Origin of the sequence: Streptomyces albiaxialis, from assembly GCF_039530985.1 — a bacterium.
GTDB lineage: Bacteria > Actinomycetota > Actinomycetes > Streptomycetales > Streptomycetaceae > Streptomyces > Streptomyces albiaxialis.
Genome location: NZ_BAAAPE010000007.1, coordinates 473,004 through 485,520, shown reverse-complemented (window position 1 = coordinate 485,520; position 12,517 = coordinate 473,004). Strand labels below are relative to the sequence as shown.

The window sequence follows — 12,517 nt, the reverse complement described above, 5'->3', positions numbered from 1 at the left end:
GCCGGTCGCGCAGTTCCCCGCGCCCCTGACGGGGCGCCGCCCTACGGACGGGTCATCCGCAGGACATCGAGGGCCTCGTCGAGCTGTTCGAGGGTGAGGTCGCCCCGTTCGACGTATCCGCTCTCCAGGACCACGGCGCGGATCGTCTTGCGTTCGGCGAGGGCCTTCTTGGCGACCGCCGCCGCGTTCTCGTACCCGATGTACTTGTTGAGGGGCGTCACGACGGACGGGGACGACTCGGCGTACTCGCGGGCCCGTTCGGCATTGGCGGTGATGCCGTCGACCGTGCGGTCGGCGAGGAGGCGGGAGGCGTTGGCGAGGAGCCGGACGGACTCCAGCAGGTTCTTCGCCATGACCGGCAGCATCACGTTCAGCTCGAAGTTGCCGGCGGCGCCGGCGGCGGCGACCGTGGCGTCGTTCCCCGTCACCTGCGCGGCGACCATCAGCACGGCCTCGGGGATCACCGGGTTGACCTTGCCGGGCATGATGCTGGAGCCCGGCTGGAGGTCGGGCAGGGCGATCTCGGCGAGGCCGGTGCGGGGGCCGGAGGCCATCCACCGCAGATCGTTCGCGATCTTCGTCAGTCCCGTGCCGATCGTGCGGAGCTGACCGCTGGTCTCCACGAGCGCGTCGCGCGCGCCCTGCGCCTCGAAGTGGTTGCGGGCCTCGGTCAGCGGCAGTCCGGTCGTCCGGGCCACCTCCGCGATGACGGCGGCGGAGAAGCCGTGCGGGGTGTTGATCCCGGTGCCGACCGCCGTGCCGCCGAGGGGGAGTTCGGCGAGGCGGGGGAGGGAGGCGGAGAGCCTCTCCACCCCGTACCGCACCTGGGCCGCGTATCCCCCGAACTCCTGGCCCAGCGTCACCGGCGTGGCGTCCATCAGATGCGTCCGCCCCGACTTCACGACCTCGGCGAACTCCTCCGCCTTGCGCTCCAGCGCGGCGGCGAGGTGCTCCAGCGCCGGGATCAGGTCCGCGGTCACGGCGGCGGTGGCGGCGATGTGGATCGAGGACGGGAAGACGTCGTTGGACGACTGCGAGGCGTTGACGTGATCGTTGGGGTGAACGCCCTTGCCGTCACCGCCGTCACCGCCGCCCAGCCGTTCGGTGGCGAGGGTGGCCACGACCTCGTTCATGTTCATGTTCGACGAGGTCCCGGAGCCGGTCTGGAAGACGTCGACGGGGAAGTGCTCGTCCCACTTCCCCGAGGCCACCTCCTCGGCGGCCTCCCGGACGGCCTCGGCCATGTCCTCGTCGATCACCCCGAGCCGTCCGTTCACGACCGCCGCCGCGGCCTTGATCCGCGCCAGCGCCTCGATGTGCGCGCGCTCCAGGCGCTGCCCGCTCACGGGGAAGTTCTCCACCGCCCGCTGCGTCTGCGCCCGCCACTTCGCATACGCGGGCACCCGCACCTCCCCCATCGAGTCACGCTCGACCCGGTACGCCCCGCTGTCGCTGTTCTCCGTCATCTCTGTCTGCACCTCCATGACGATCAGCGTCGCGCGAATCCCCCCTATTCCGCCCCCGGCGCTCCGAGGTCAGGTCACCGGTCGGCCTGTGATCTTTATGAGCTGGGTTCGGGTGAGGGGTGGGGTCGGGAGGGGGTGGACGGCGATGAGCTGGGTCTATCCGGCGCTCGACGCCGTCGGCGCGGGGCTGCCCGGGATGGTCGAACGGGGCACGGGCACCCTGCTGTTCGGCACGGGGACGTTCAGCGCGCTGTGACCACGCCGTGGGAGCCCCCTCCCGTACGCGAAGGGGGCTCCCGGCCGCTCAGCTCGCGGACACCAGCACGTGCGCGGCGGTCCGCAGCGGCAGTTCGGCGGGTTCCTCGCCGCCCACCCGTACGCCGTCGGGCGACCTCGTGACGTGGACGACCGCGCCGGGGTGGACCCCGGCGTGCCGCAGGGTGCGCAGCAGGCGGGCGTCGGCCTGGAGCGGTTCGCTGATCCTGCGGACGACGACCGTCCTGCCTTCGCCGCCCGGCTCCAGTTCGCTCAGGTTCACCAGGCCGTCGTCGAGGGCGCCATCCCCTCCGGTGCCGTCGCCGCCCAGCTCCTCCAGGCCCGGGATCGGGTTCCCGTACGGCGACTCGGTGGGGTGGTGGAGGAGTTCCAGGAGGCGGCGCTCGACCGCCTCGCTCATGACGTGCTCCCAGCGGCACGCCTCGGCGTGCACCTGCTCCCACTCCAGGCCGACGACGTCGACCAGCAGGCACTCGGCGAGGCGGTGCTTGCGCATCACGCGGGTCGCCAGGAGCCGCCCGCCGTCCGTCAGTTCCAGACGCCGGTCGTCGGCGAGCCGCAGCAGGCCGTCGCGTTCCATGCGGGCGACGGTCTGGCTCACGGTCGGGCCGCTCTGGTCGAGGCGCTCGGCGATGCGGGCACGCATCGGGACCACGCCCTCTTCCTCCAGCTCCAGGACGGTGCGGAGATACATCTCCGCGGTGTCGATGAGGTGGGTCATGCCGCGGGGGTCTCGGCGCTGGTGGTCAGCACCGCGCGGCCCAGTATGTGCCCGGCCATGGTGAAGCCGAGGACCGCGGGGGTGGCGTCGGCCGGGACGCCGATGGACTCGACGTCGAGGGCGTGCACCACCGTGACGTAGCGGTGCGGGCCGTGCCCGGCGGGCGGGGCGGCACCGAGGTAGCGGGGCGCGCGGGCGTCGTTCGGCAGTTGGAACGCGCCCTCCGGCAGGCCCGAGCCCGTGTCGTCGCCCGCGCCCTCGGGGAGCGCGGTGACGGTGGCGGGGATGTCGGCGACGGCCCAGTGCCAGAAGCCGGAGCCGGTGGGCGCGTCGGGGTCGTAGACCGTCACGGCGTAGCTCCGGGTGCCCTCCGGCGCGCCGCTCCAGGAGAGCTGCGGGGAGACGTCCTTGCCGCCGGGGACGCCGGAGGCGTGCTGCTCGGGCGGCCAGGGGGCGCCCTCGTCGACGGTGGTGCTGGTGACGGTGAAGGAGGCCGCCTCGGGGAGGCGGGCGAAGGGGTCGTTGGCGCTCATCGCGTCGTTCCTTTCAGCGTGTGCCGCGGATTGGCGGGGCGGGGGGTGGGTCCGTGATCCGTGTCCACGCCCCGCCAGTAAATCGACCGTAACACAGATAATCGATTATCTCTGAGATCGTCTATGCTGCCCTCATGACGCAGATGCTTTCCGAGCGGGTCCACGCACAACTGCGGGACGCGATCATGCGGGGCGAGCACGCCCCCGGTGACGCCCTCAAACCGCAGGTCCTCGCCAAGGAGCGGGGGGTGAGCCTGGCCGTCGTGCGCGAGGCGCTCGTACGGCTGGCGGGCGAGGGGCTCGCCGACCGGCTGCCCAACCGGGGCTTCGCCGTGCCGGCCTGTTCCGACCGCCGCTGGCAGGAGATCGCGGAGGCGCGCCGGGCCGTCGAGCCGGTGATGCTGCGGATGTCGGTCGAGCGCGGCGACGTCGACTGGGAGGCCCGGGTCCGCGCCGCGCACCACCGCCTCAGCCGCACCCCGGCGTACGAGCCGGAGGACGGCGAGTTCTACAGCGCGGCCTGGGCCGAGGCCCACCGGGCCTTCCACCGCACGCTGCTGGAGGGCTGCGGCAACGACGTCCTGCTGGAGACCTTCGACCGGATGTGGACGGCGAGCGAGCTGGCCCGCCTCTGGTCGGCGCGCCGCAACCCCGGCAGGGACGGCGTCCGCGAGCACCGCCTGCTGGAGGAGGCCGCGCTCTCGCGCGACGCCGACGCCGCGGCCGAGGTGCTGGCCCAGCACCTCACCCTGACCGCGGAGGGACTGACGGAGGGACTGACGGAGGGACTGACGGAGGGATTGAAGGAGGGCGCCGGGGAGGCCTGAGACCGGCTCAGATCCAGAGGCGGGCCGCGAAGAGCCCGTGGCCCGACGCCGCCGCCTCCCGTACGACGCGGAGGGGGCCGTCGAGCAGCCCGGCGGGGTCGTCGGTCTCCGGCCACTCTGCCGCGCGGGCCAGCGCCGTCGCGCGCTCGGGGGCCGTGAAAGCGAGGGCCGCCTCCGTACGGGGGAGCGCGGCGCGCAGTTCGGCGGGCGTCAGCACCGCGTCGCCCGCCCAGCCGGGCAGCGCGGCGGCGCGGGCCGGGCCGAGGGCGTGGAAGAGCGCGGCCACCGGATTGTCCTTGCGGGCGGCCGCGGCGAACGGCTCGACGGGCCCTTCGAGCCGCCCCCACCAGGTCATCACGTCCAGCTCGCCCGCCTCGTCGAGCGCCTCGACGGGGGAGTCGTTCACCAGGTCGAGCAGGCGCAGGGCCTCGTCGGAGCTGTATCCGTCGGGCCGCAGTACGGGCACGGCGCCGCCGCCCCGCGCGGCGTCCCGCTCCCAGCGGCGCCAGGCGGCCCGCGCCGAGGGGCGCGCCGCCGCGGCCCGTATCGCCGGGGCCGCCACCGGCGCGAGGCGTGCGACGTCCGGGCCGGGGAGTGCCCCGACGGCCCAGACGCCCGACGCGCTCACGGAACGGACCCCGGGCCGCTCAGTTCCCGGCGCGGACCGGGATCGAGGTCACGAAGGTCTGCTCCGGGGACGGGTCCGCGAAGAAGTCGTTGCCCTTGTCGTCGACGACGATGAACGCGGGGAAGTCCTCGACCTCGATGCGCCAGACGGCCTCCATGCCCAGCTCCTCGTACTCCAGGACCTCCACCTTCTTGATGCAGTCCTGCGCGAGGCGGGCCGCCGGGCCGCCGATGGAGCCGAGGTAGAAGCCGCCGTGCGCGGCGCACGCGTCGGTGACCTGCTTGCTGCGGTTGCCCTTGGCGAGCATGACCTTGGAGCCGCCCGCGGCCTGGAACTGCTCGACGTAGGCGTCCATACGGCCCGCCGTCGTCGGGCCGAAGGAGCCGGAGGCGTAGCCCTCGGGGGTCTTGGCCGGGCCCGCGTAGTAGACGGGGTGGTCCTTGAGGTACTGGGGGATCTCCTCGCCCGCGTCCAGCCGCTCCTTGATCTTGGCGTGGGCGATGTCGCGCGCGACGACGAGCGTGCCGGTCAGCGAGAGGCGGGTCTTGACCGGGTGCTTGGTCAGCTCGGCCAGGATCTCGTCCATGGGACGGGCCAGGTCCACCTTCACCGCGTCCAGGTCGGGGCCCGCGCCCTCGGTCAGCTCCGACTCGGTCGTCTCCGGGAGGAAGCGCGCGGGGTCGGTCTCCAACTGCTCCAGGAAGACGCCCTCGGCGGTGATCTTCGCCTTGGCCTGGCGGTCGGCCGAGCAGGAGACGGCGATGGCGACGGGGCAGGAGGCGCCGTGCCGGGGGAGGCGGACGACGCGGACGTCGTGGCAGAAGTACTTGCCGCCGAACTGTGCGCCGATGCCGATCTTCTGCGTCAGCTCGAAGACCTTCTCCTCCAGCTCCGTGTCCCGGAAGCCGTGGCCCGTCGGCGAGCCCTCGGTCGGCAGCTCGTCGAGGTAGTGCGCGGAGGCGTACTTCGCGGTCTTCAGCGCGTACTCGGCGCTCGTACCGCCGACGACGATCGCCAGGTGGTACGGCGGGCAGGCGGCCGTGCCCAGCGAACGGATCTTCTGCTCCAGGAACTTCATCATGCTCGCCTCGTTGAGCACGGCCTTCGTCTCCTGGTAGAGGAAGGACTTGTTGGCGCTGCCGCCGCCCTTGGCCATGAAGAGGAACTTGTACGCGTCGCCGTCCGTGGCGTACAGCTCGATCTGGGCCGGGAGGTTGGAGCCGGTGTTCTTCTCGTCCCACATCGTCAGCGGAGCCATCTGCGAATAGCGCAGATTCAGCTCGGTGTAGGCGTCGAAGATGCCGCGCGAGAGGGCCTCCTCGTCGCCGCCCGCCGTCAGCACCTGCTGGCCGCGCTTGCCCATGACGATCGCGGTGCCGGTGTCCTGGCACATCGGGAGGACGCCCGCGGCGGCGATGTTGGCGTTCTTGAGCAGGTCGAGGGCGACGAAGCGGTCGTTGGGGCTGGCCTCCGGGTCGTCGAGGATCCGGCGGAGCTGCGCGAGGTGCTCGGGGCGCAGATAGTGCTGGATGTCGTGGATCGCCTCCGCCGCGAGCTTGCGCAGCGCCTCGGGCTCGACCTTGAGGAACGTCCGCCCGTCGGCCTCGAAGGTGCTCACGCCCTCCGCGGTGACGAGGCGGTACGGGGTGGGGTCCTCGCCGGAGGGGAGGAGGTCCGTGTAGGCGAACTCCGGCTGGGGCTTACCAGACGACATGGGGCTGCTTCTTCCTCTCGCTACGGCTCTCGACGGTGGGAGCGCGCCTCACAGCGTAGAACGCCGGGGCGCCGAAGGGCCGTGGGGGTAGTCGCGATCTATCGCGTTTGGGTACGCTGGCGCCGTGACTGAAGACGCCCCGCTTGAGAAGAAGCCCGCGCAGGCCGCCGAGAAGCGGCCGGCCCCGGCGCCCGTGGCCGAGGGCGACGTGCGCGCCTCGGACGCCGACCGCGACCGGGTCGCCGACATCCTCCGCGAGGCGCTCGCCGAGGGGCGGCTCGACGCGGAGGAGCACGCCGAGCGGCTCGACGCGGTCTACGCGGCGAAGACCGTCGGCGAACTGGAGCCCGTCGTCCGGGACCTGCCGGCCTCCCGCGGCCCGGCGGAGCCCGCGCGCGGGGCGTCCTCGGGCCCGTCGGCCTCCTTCTCGGCCTCGTACTCCTCGGGTCCCGCGGCGTACGGGCACGGGATGCACGGCGCGGCGTTCGGCCCGAAGGAGAACCTCGTCGCGATCTTCAGCGGCTCGGTGCGCAAGGGGCGCTGGCGCGTGCCGCGCAAGATCAACGCCTTCGCGATGTTCGGCGGTATCGAGATCGACCTCTCCGAGGCGGTCTTCGAGCACCCGCATCTGGTGATCAACGCGACCGCGATCTTCGGCGGCATCGAGATCCGCGTGCCGGAGAACGTCACGCTCCAGCAGAAGGGTTCGGGCATCTTCGGCGGCTTCGACATCCAGGTCATGGACTCCCCGGACCCGAACGCGCCCGTGGTGCTGGTGCAGGGCGCGGGGATCTTCGGCGGCGTGGACGCCAAGCCCAAGCGCGGGAAGATCATCAGGGACCTGCGGGAGCGCTTCCGCAAGGAGTTGTGAAGCGCCTCCCCGCGCACGCACGCGCCGCTCACACGGCCCTCACGATCCGTTCCGCAAGGCGCCACGGAATGCATACCACCGCGCACAGCGGGTAGGGCTCGGGCATCGTCTCTCGTACGGCTGCCTCGCGAACTGCCGTGCGCAGCAAGACGGATGTAAGGGGAAACTCCGTCGTCTTGTCAGGAGCAGACCGTGCTGCAAACGCCGCATCAGTCCCTGCCGGCAGCCGCCACCGTCCCCGCCCAGCGAACGCCCGCGCGCGATGACCAGGCGGGCCCCTGGCACGCGGAGGCGGTCTGCCGCCGGGACGAGGCCGGGCTCTTCTTCGCTCCCTCCAAGGAGCCCACCGCCGCGCGGCTGTCGAGGGAGCAGGCGGCGAAGCGGGTGTGCGCCCGCTGTCCGGTCCTCCTCGAATGCCGGGAGCATGCGCTCGTCATGCCGGAGCCTTATGGGGTGTGGGGCGGTCTGACCGCGGCCGAGCGCCGCGTGGTCCTCACGCGGCGCCGACGTATCGCCAACGGGGCCTCAGCCCCCACAGAAGTCCCCCGAATCGCCTGACCCGGACGGGACCCAGCTTCTCCCTCCGTCCCGCGAAGCCTGGGCGGTCTGCCATTGGGGGTACCCCCTGCTCGAAGAGCTTGGGGGAGCAGGGCCGGCAAGCGCAGCCCTCTTCGCCGGGTGCGCCGGACTTGAGGGCTGGGTTCGGGCTGCCCCGTACTGTGCATTGCAGGCTGCGGCTGCGCCGTGGCCGGTCGCGCAGTTCCCCGCGCCCCTGAGGGGCAAGCCCCGGTGTGTTGTGACCGGGCGCGCCCGCGCGGCGGAGCCGCACATCGGATACAGGCCCGCGCCCCTGAGGGGGCAAGCCCCGGTGTGTTGTGACCGGGCGCGCCCGCGCGGCGGAGCCGCATATCGGATACAGGCCCGCGCCCCTGGGGGGCAAGCCCCGAGGTGTCGGGATCGGGACCTTTGGTGGGCGGTCAGCGATCAGCGGTCAGCGGCGGTTGTGGTGGAGGGTGTGGGCCCAGACCGCGAGGCCTAGGACCGTGGCGCCGACGGCGATCGCGACGTCCGTGCCGAGGCCGAAGGCCACGCAGACCGCCGCCGCACCGAAGAACGTCGCGACGGCGGCCAGCGCCACCGCGCGCCGGCGTTCCGGCGTGCGGTGGCGCGGCCCCAGGACGCGCCGTCTCACCAGTACGAGACCGCCCGCCAGGGCGAGGGCCACGGGTGCGGCCCACGCCCAGGCGCTGGAGGAGCCGCCGATGTCGAGGGCGGCCATGCCGATGCCGTAACCCGCGAGGACGAGGGCCGCCGTCGGCCCGTACCAGAACGGCAGGCGCCGTGTGTGCTGTGCGGGCATCAGGCGATCATGCCTCCCGTCAGCGGGCCCTGTCGAAGTCCACGGCGCTGTAGGCACGCAGCTTCGAGAGCTGGTGCGTGGAGTCGATCTGCCGGATCGTCCCGGACTTGGACCGCATCACCAGCGACTGGGTGTACGCGCGCTGGCCCCGGTAGTGGACGCCGCGCAGCAGGTCGCCGTCGGTGATGCCGGTCGCGACGAAGAAGACGTTCTCGCCGCTGACGAGGTCCTCGGTGGTCAGCACGCGGTCCAGGTCGTGCCCCGCGTCCAGCGCGCGCTGGCGCTCCTCGTCGTCCTTGGGCCACAGCTTGCCCTGTATCGTCCCGCCGAGGCACTTGATCGCGCAGGCCGCGATGATGCCCTCGGGGGTGCCGCCGACGCCGAGCAGCAGGTCGACGCCGGTGCCCTCGCGCACCGTCATGATCGCGCCCGCGACGTCGCCGTCGGAGATGAACTTGATGCGGGCGCCCGCCTCCCGGATCTCCTTCACCAGGCCGTCGTGCCGGGGGCGGTCGAGGACGACGACGGTGACGTCCTCGTTGGCGCAGCCCTTCGCCTTGGCGATGCGGCGGATGTTGACGGCCGGGGGCGCGGTGATGTCCACGAACTCGGCGGCCTCGGGGCCCGTGACCAGCTTGTCCATGTAGAAGACCGCGCTGGGGTCGAACATCGTGCCGCGCTCGGCGACCGCCAGCACCGACACCGCGTTGGCCATGCCCTTGGCCGTGAGCGTCGTGCCGTCCACCGGGTCCACGGCGACGTCGCACTCGGCGCCCGTCCCGTCCCCGACCCGCTCGCCGTTGAAGAGCATCGGCGCCTCGTCCTTCTCGCCCTCGCCGATGACGACGACGCCGTTCATCGAGACGGTGGAGACGAGGGTGCGCATGGCCTTGACGGCGGCGCCGTCCGCGCCGTTCTTGTCGCCGCGGCCGACCCAGCGGCCCGAGGCCATCGCCCCGGCCTCGGTGACACGGACGAGCTCCAGCGCGAGGTTGCGGTCCGGAGCCTCCGGATCCACTTCGAGCGAGGAGGGGAGATGGTGGTGTTCGGTCATCGGAACACACCTTTCTGTACGGCGACGACGGCCGTGCCTTGCTGGGTGAGGGTGCCTATGACAATACCGGGCGGCGGCAGTGTGAGCAGGGGTGCCCACGTATGAGCGGATTGACGGCTTGTGGGGCGGTCACCCTGGCGCCGGGCGCCGGACCGGCATAAGGGACGATGGAGGCGTGGCAGCAGACAAGAAGCGCGGCAGGCAGACCGTCCGGGACATGGTGATCTCGCTGGCGGTCATCGTGCTCGCGGCCTGGGTGATCTATCTCTTCGTCCCGCACGACGAGGACAAGGACCCGGTGAAGACGGTGAGTTACGGCATCGAGCTGAAGTCGGCGCGCCGTGCGGCCCCGTATCCGGTGGCCGGGCCCGTGGGGCTGTCCAAGGACTGGCGCGCGACCTCGGTGCGGTACGAGGCGGCGGGCCGGGCCAAGGACGCCGACGGCTCCGCCTGGCACCTGGGCTTCGTCACGCCCCGGGACGAGTACGCGGCGGTCGAGCAGAGCGACGAGCCCCGCGCGGACCGGTACATCTCCCGGGTCACGCACAGCGCGAAGAAGACCGGGAAGACCGAACGCCTGGGCGGCGAGGAGTGGGTGCGCTACACGGGCGGGAAGTACGACGCGCTCGTGCTGAAGGCGTCCGGCGAGGGCGAGCCCACGACGGTCGTCACCGGCACGGCGTCGTTCAAGGAGCTGTCGCGGCTCGCGGACTCGCTGGAGGCCCGTAAGGAGAAGGTCCCCGCGCCGACGCAGTCGCCGACCGGGAAGTAGCCCGCCGGGAAGGGGAAGCCCCCCGCGCGAGGGGGGGAAGTCGCGCGGGGGGCGGTTCATGGGGAGGAGCGGTCAGACCGAGACGACCGCGTCCTGGTAGGCGAGGCGCGGGTTGCGCGGCTTGAAGGCGTCGGGGCCGGGCCTGCCGATGTTGATCACCATCAGCGCCTTCTGGCGGCCGTCGCCGAAGAACTCCTTGTTGACGCCGTCGGCGTCGAAGCCGGTCATCGGGCCCGCGGCGAGCCCGGCGGCGCGGACGCCGACGATGAAGTACCCGGCCTGGAGCGCCGCGTTGAACGACCCGGCCGACTCGCGGACCGCCTCCTCGCCGAAGACGGCGTCCTTGAGGTGCGGGGCCTGCGGCAGCAGCTCGGGCAGGCGCTCGTGGAAGTCGATGTCCACGGAGAGGATCGCGGTCAGCGGCGCGGTGCTGGTCTTCGGCCGGTTGCCCTCGGCCATGTGCGCGACCAGGCGGGCGCGGGCCTCGGGGGAGCGGACGAGGGTGACGCGCAGCGGGGACTGGTTGAAGGCCGTCGGCCCGTATTTCACGAGGTCGTAGATCGCCTGGACCTGCTCGTCGGTGACCGGCTCGTCGGTGAACGTATTGGCCGTCCGGGCCTCACGGAAGAGCAGATCCTGGGCGGCGGGGTCGAGGGCGAGTGCCATGGAGCGGTGCCTTTTCCTGCGGGGGCGCATGGGGATGCGGTGTACGTCTATGAGTGTAGCCAGCACTAGTTCAAGGTTGAATCAAGTGTGACGAATGCCGCCCTCTAGTCCGCTTCATCACCCTCGTCGTCTTCGTCCTCTTCTTCGTCATCGGCCTCGCTGTCCGAGGCCTCGCCGGACTCCTCGTCCTCCGCCTCCAGCACCGCGTCCAGCCGGGCCCGGGCGCCCTCCAGCCACTCGCGGCAGATGCCCGCCAGCTCCTCGCCGCGCTCCCACAGCTCCAGCGACTCCTCCAGCGTGGAGCCGCCCGCCTCCAGCTTGCGCACGACCTCGACCAGCTCGGCCCTCGCCTGCTCGTAACTCAGCGCGGAACCCGCCGCCCCGTCCGTTTCCGTCGTCGTCATGCGGGCCACCCTATGCGCGGGGTACGACGGTCACGCCGAACTCGCCGCTCGCTACCCGGGCCCGCAGTTTGTCGCCCTCGGCGACGTCCTCCGCGTCCCGCACGACGGCGCCGTCGCCGCGCTGCAGCACCGCGTAACCCCGCTGGAGGGTGGCGGCCGGGGAGAGCGCGACGACCCGGGCGCGGGTGTGCTCCAGCTCGTCCTCCGCGCGGTCCAGCCGGTGGCCCAGCACGCGCCGGGCGCGGTCCAGGGCCGAGGCGATCTCGTCCTCGCGGCGCTCCACCATCGCGTGCGGGTCCGCCATCACCGGGCGGCTCATCACGTCGTCGAGCCCGCGCTCCTCGCGGTCCAGCGTGCCGGTGACCACCCGCCAGGCCCGCTCGCGCAGCGCCCGCACCCGCTCGTGCTCCTCGCCCACGTCCGGCACGGTGTCCTTCGCCGCGTGCGTCGGCGTCCGCGAGCGCAGGTCGGCGACCAGGTCGAGCAGGGGCTGGTCCGCCTCGTGCCCGATCGCGGAGACCACGGGCGTACGGGCCGCGGCCACGGCCCGCACCAGGCGCTCGTCGGAGAACGGCAGCAGGTCCTCCATGCCGCCGCCCCCGCGCGTGATGATGATGACGTCCACGTCCCCGCGCGCGTCCAGCTCCTGGAGCGCGTCGATGATCTGCGCGACCGCGTACGCCCCCTGGACCGCGGTGTTGCGGACCTCGAAGCGGACGGCGGGCCAGCGCTCGCGCGCGGTGTGCAGCACGTCCCGCTCGGCGTCCGAGGCGCGGCCGGTGATCAGCCCTATGCGGCCGGGCAGGAACGGCAGCCGCTTCTTGCGCTCCGGCGCGAACAGCCCCTCGGCCGCGAGCGCCTTCTTCAGCCGCTCCAGCCGGGCCAGCAGCTCGCCCACGCCCACCGGGCGGATCTCGGCGGCGCGCAGGGAGAGCCGGCCCGTCTTCTCGTACCACTCCGGCTTGGCGTGGACCACCACGCGGGCGCCCTCGGTGAGGACGTCCTTCACCTGCTCGTACACCTGCCGGAAGCAGGTGACGCTGATCGAGACGTCCCGCGAGGGGTCGCGCAGGGTGAGGAAGACCATCCCGGCGCCGGGGCGCGGCGAGAGCTGGATGACCTGCCCCTCCACCCACACGGCGCCGAGCCGGTCGATCCATCCCCGGATCAGCCGCGAGACCTCGGCGACCGGGACCGGAGTCTCCGCTGATGTGGTGAGAGCCAT

The 12,517-nt window shown here is 72.4% G+C and carries 14 protein-coding genes; 4 read left to right on the top strand and 10 right to left on the bottom strand.

Annotated elements, in window-relative coordinates:
- Positions 1 to 41 precede the first annotated feature (41 nt).
- The 3 genes from ABD343_RS13140 to ABD343_RS13130 all read right to left on the bottom strand — a co-directional run bounded on the left by ABD343_RS13140 (position 42) and on the right by ABD343_RS13130 (position 2,996).
- A complete protein-coding gene (locus ABD343_RS13140) occupies positions 42 to 1,466 on the bottom strand; it encodes a class II fumarate hydratase (RefSeq protein WP_344528545.1) in 1,425 nt (474 codons plus the stop codon).
- A gap of 304 nt (positions 1,467 to 1,770) precedes the next feature.
- Complete coding sequence (locus ABD343_RS13135; protein WP_344527466.1) at positions 1,771 to 2,463, bottom strand: iron-dependent transcriptional repressor DtxR; 693 nt, start codon at positions 2,461 to 2,463, stop codon at positions 1,771 to 1,773.
- Complete coding sequence (locus ABD343_RS13130; RefSeq protein WP_344527464.1) at positions 2,460 to 2,996, bottom strand: YbhB/YbcL family Raf kinase inhibitor-like protein; 537 nt, start codon at positions 2,994 to 2,996, stop codon at positions 2,460 to 2,462. The genes ABD343_RS13135 and ABD343_RS13130 overlap by 4 nt, the downstream gene beginning before the upstream one ends.
- Before the next feature lie 143 nt (positions 2,997 to 3,139).
- Between ABD343_RS13130 and ABD343_RS13125 the strand changes: the two genes are divergently transcribed.
- Positions 3,140 to 3,823 (top strand): GntR family transcriptional regulator, encoded by a 684-nt coding sequence (locus ABD343_RS13125; protein WP_344528543.1) that lies wholly within the window; start codon positions 3,140 to 3,142, stop codon positions 3,821 to 3,823.
- Positions 3,824 to 3,830: 7 nt separating this feature from the next.
- On the opposite strand, the gene ABD343_RS13120 is transcribed toward ABD343_RS13125, so the two are convergent.
- Together ABD343_RS13120 and ABD343_RS13115 are read right to left on the bottom strand one after the other, a co-directional pair.
- Positions 3,831 to 4,451, bottom strand: a complete 621-nt coding sequence (locus ABD343_RS13120) for a hypothetical protein (protein ID WP_344527462.1) — start codon at positions 4,449 to 4,451, stop codon at positions 3,831 to 3,833.
- A 19-nt stretch (positions 4,452 to 4,470) separates the two neighbouring features.
- Positions 4,471 to 6,165 (bottom strand): fumarate hydratase, encoded by a 1,695-nt coding sequence (locus ABD343_RS13115; RefSeq protein WP_344527460.1) that lies wholly within the window; start codon positions 6,163 to 6,165, stop codon positions 4,471 to 4,473.
- Between the two features lie 124 nt (positions 6,166 to 6,289).
- Here ABD343_RS13115 and ABD343_RS13110 point away from each other — a divergent pair, with 124 nt between their 5' ends.
- Complete coding sequence (locus ABD343_RS13110; protein ID WP_344527458.1) at positions 6,290 to 7,036, top strand: DUF1707 SHOCT-like domain-containing protein; 747 nt, start codon at positions 6,290 to 6,292, stop codon at positions 7,034 to 7,036.
- A gap of 192 nt (positions 7,037 to 7,228) precedes the next feature.
- On the top strand, positions 7,229 to 7,594 hold the full coding sequence (locus ABD343_RS13105; protein WP_344527456.1) for a WhiB family transcriptional regulator: 366 nt from the start codon (positions 7,229 to 7,231) through the stop codon (positions 7,592 to 7,594).
- Between the two features lie 433 nt (positions 7,595 to 8,027).
- On the opposite strand, the gene ABD343_RS13100 is transcribed toward ABD343_RS13105, so the two are convergent.
- Together ABD343_RS13100 and glpX are read right to left on the bottom strand one after the other, a co-directional pair.
- The gene (locus tag ABD343_RS13100) at positions 8,028 to 8,396 is read right to left on the bottom strand and encodes a hypothetical protein (protein WP_344527454.1); all 369 of its coding nucleotides are present in this window, start codon (positions 8,394 to 8,396) and stop codon (positions 8,028 to 8,030) included.
- A gap of 19 nt (positions 8,397 to 8,415) precedes the next feature.
- Positions 8,416 to 9,450, bottom strand: a complete 1,035-nt coding sequence (glpX, locus tag ABD343_RS13095; RefSeq protein WP_344527452.1) for a class II fructose-bisphosphatase — start codon at positions 9,448 to 9,450, stop codon at positions 8,416 to 8,418.
- Positions 9,451 to 9,625: 175 nt separating this feature from the next.
- On the opposite strand from glpX, the gene ABD343_RS13090 reads away from it, so the two are divergent.
- Positions 9,626 to 10,222 carry a DUF4245 domain-containing protein gene (locus ABD343_RS13090; RefSeq protein WP_344527450.1) on the top strand — a complete coding sequence of 199 codons (597 nt, stop codon included), beginning with the start codon at positions 9,626 to 9,628 and terminating at the stop codon, positions 10,220 to 10,222.
- A 72-nt stretch (positions 10,223 to 10,294) separates the two neighbouring features.
- Here ABD343_RS13090 and ABD343_RS13085 read toward each other — a convergent pair whose 3' ends face one another.
- From ABD343_RS13085 to xseA, 3 genes are all read right to left on the bottom strand, one after another.
- The gene (locus ABD343_RS13085; RefSeq protein ID WP_344527448.1) at positions 10,295 to 10,888 is read right to left on the bottom strand and encodes a malonic semialdehyde reductase; all 594 of its coding nucleotides are present in this window, start codon (positions 10,886 to 10,888) and stop codon (positions 10,295 to 10,297) included.
- Positions 10,889 to 10,992: 104 nt separating this feature from the next.
- On the bottom strand, positions 10,993 to 11,292 hold the full coding sequence (locus tag ABD343_RS13080) for an exodeoxyribonuclease VII small subunit (RefSeq protein WP_344527446.1): 300 nt from the start codon (positions 11,290 to 11,292) through the stop codon (positions 10,993 to 10,995).
- Between the two features lie 10 nt (positions 11,293 to 11,302).
- Positions 11,303 to 12,517: an exodeoxyribonuclease VII large subunit gene (gene xseA, locus ABD343_RS13075; RefSeq protein ID WP_344527444.1), complete on the bottom strand. Its 1,215-nt coding sequence runs from the start codon at positions 12,515 to 12,517 to the stop codon at positions 11,303 to 11,305.

Coding starts and splice junctions, on each gene's coding strand:
- ABD343_RS13140 (WP_344528545.1), bottom strand. CDS start 1,466: ATGACGGAGAACAGCGACAGCGGGGCGTACCGGGTCGAGCGTGACTCG.
- ABD343_RS13135 (WP_344527466.1), bottom strand. CDS start 2,463: ATGACCCACCTCATCGACACCGCGGAGATGTATCTCCGCACCGTCCTG.
- ABD343_RS13130 (WP_344527464.1), bottom strand. CDS start 2,996: ATGAGCGCCAACGACCCCTTCGCCCGCCTCCCCGAGGCGGCCTCCTTC.
- ABD343_RS13125 (WP_344528543.1), top strand. CDS start 3,140: ATGCTTTCCGAGCGGGTCCACGCACAACTGCGGGACGCGATCATGCGG.
- ABD343_RS13115 (WP_344527460.1), bottom strand. CDS start 6,165: ATGTCGTCTGGTAAGCCCCAGCCGGAGTTCGCCTACACGGACCTCCTC.
- ABD343_RS13100 (WP_344527454.1), bottom strand. CDS start 8,396: ATGCCCGCACAGCACACACGGCGCCTGCCGTTCTGGTACGGGCCGACG.
- glpX (WP_344527452.1), bottom strand. CDS start 9,450: ATGACCGAACACCACCATCTCCCCTCCTCGCTCGAAGTGGATCCGGAG.
- ABD343_RS13085 (WP_344527448.1), bottom strand. CDS start 10,888: ATGGCACTCGCCCTCGACCCCGCCGCCCAGGATCTGCTCTTCCGTGAG.
- ABD343_RS13080 (WP_344527446.1), bottom strand. CDS start 11,292: ATGACGACGACGGAAACGGACGGGGCGGCGGGTTCCGCGCTGAGTTAC.
- xseA (WP_344527444.1), bottom strand. CDS start 12,517: ATGGCTCTCACCACATCAGCGGAGACTCCGGTCCCGGTCGCCGAGGTC.